This is a genomic window from Nonomuraea sp. CX421, from assembly GCF_059358955.1.
This window is the reverse complement of record NZ_JCADBK010000060.1, coordinates 1-1,405: the sequence shown is the minus strand read 5'-3', so window position 1 is coordinate 1,405 and position 1,405 is coordinate 1. Positions and strand designations below refer to the sequence as shown.

Genomic DNA, 1,405 nt, shown 5'->3' with positions numbered 1-1,405 from the left:
CACCCACGAGGACTGCCCTTCTGATGGCGCGAGTCTGATCGCGCGAGTCTGATCGCGCGAGGCGTAGCGGGCTACAGGAACGCGATGGGGTTGATCGGCGCACCGGCGGCGTTGGTGACGTGTAGCGGGGCCGCGACCAGGAAGAACTCCCATCGGTTCGCCGCCTCGCAGGCCTCGGTGAGTTCTTCGAGCCACCACAACTCGCCGATGGTCAGGCCGAGATCGCGGATGAGCCGCGCGTGCATCGGATAGCCGCCCTCGTACGGTCGCGCCGGCACCACCTCGATCGCGATGTTGTCCACGGCGAGCGCGGCGATCTCACGTTGATGGATCCAATCCACCGTCTCCATGGCCAGTCCGGGCGATCCGGCGAGCCAGAACCCGGCTTTGTCCGGCAACCCATAGAAGAACGGCATCTCCCCGGTACGGAGCAGGAGGATGTCGCCAGTGCCGATCTCGACGTCCTGAGCCGCCGCACAGGCGTCCAGTTCGTCGACGGTGATCGCGTGGCCGGGCGCCAGGTGGTCGACTCCCAGATGCCGGGCGATGTCCAGAAGGACGCCCCTGCCCGCCAGCCGATCTTTGAGGAGATGGGTGCCGCAGCGCCGGGCCCCGCTGTAGGCGGCGACGTTCCCGGCCCAGAAGCCGTTGTACATCGCGTCGTCGTGGGCGACATGAGCCAGCCCGTCCCAGTGGGTTGAACTCTGCAGCGGCATGGAGATGTGATCGTCGCTGCCCTGGAACCCATTGAACTCCTTGTGCGCATCGGGCCCGGCGAAGTCCACACCGGTGTACATGAACGTGTGCACGACCGCCGGCCGGGCCGGGTTGACCGGCATCACCTCCTGGATCGGGATGGCGCAGCTCACCGCCCGGCCGTCGCGGACCGACCCCGCGGCGTCGGTCACCATGGCCGGGGTGATGAAATTCACGGTTCCGAGCTCGTCGTCCGGCCCCCAACGGCCCCAGTTGTTCGGCTGCCGGTCGTTCACGTATCCGACGAGGTGACCCCTGTCGTCGAGGTCCGGCCACATGTCAGCTCCTATCGCCGCGCGTTGGGTTACCGGGACGTGGACCGCCACGAGGCGGCCTCGGCCCAGAGAGGTGCACCGGGTTCGCTCCGCTCGTGCGCAAGCACGGCGAACTGCTCGTCGTCACGGTCAGTCGGTGAGCCGTTCATGACCGGGTGCAGGCATGGAGCAGGAGATCGTTGCCACCTCGGTGCCCCTGGCCACGAAACGCACCATGGGTCGGAGGACGGTCACGAGTCTCTGTGATCAATCTGCACCACTTCTGCCTATCGAGTCCAACGAATGTTTTTGGATGCACCCATCGAACATTTCGATAGGCTGACGTACATGGACACGCGGCTGCTGCGGACATTCGTCTCGGTGCACGACACAGG

At 66.0% G+C, this 1,405-nt stretch carries 1 protein-coding gene; it reads right to left on the bottom strand.

Annotated elements, in window-relative coordinates; all coding sequences use genetic code 11:
* Nucleotides 1-71 precede the first annotated feature (71 nt).
* The gene (locus AC5L3X_RS39120) at nt 72-1,034 is read right to left on the bottom strand and encodes a cyclase family protein (RefSeq protein ID WP_494863848.1); all 963 of its coding nucleotides are present in this window, start codon (nt 1,032-1,034) and stop codon (nt 72-74) included.
* Nucleotides 1,035-1,405 lie beyond the last annotated feature (371 nt).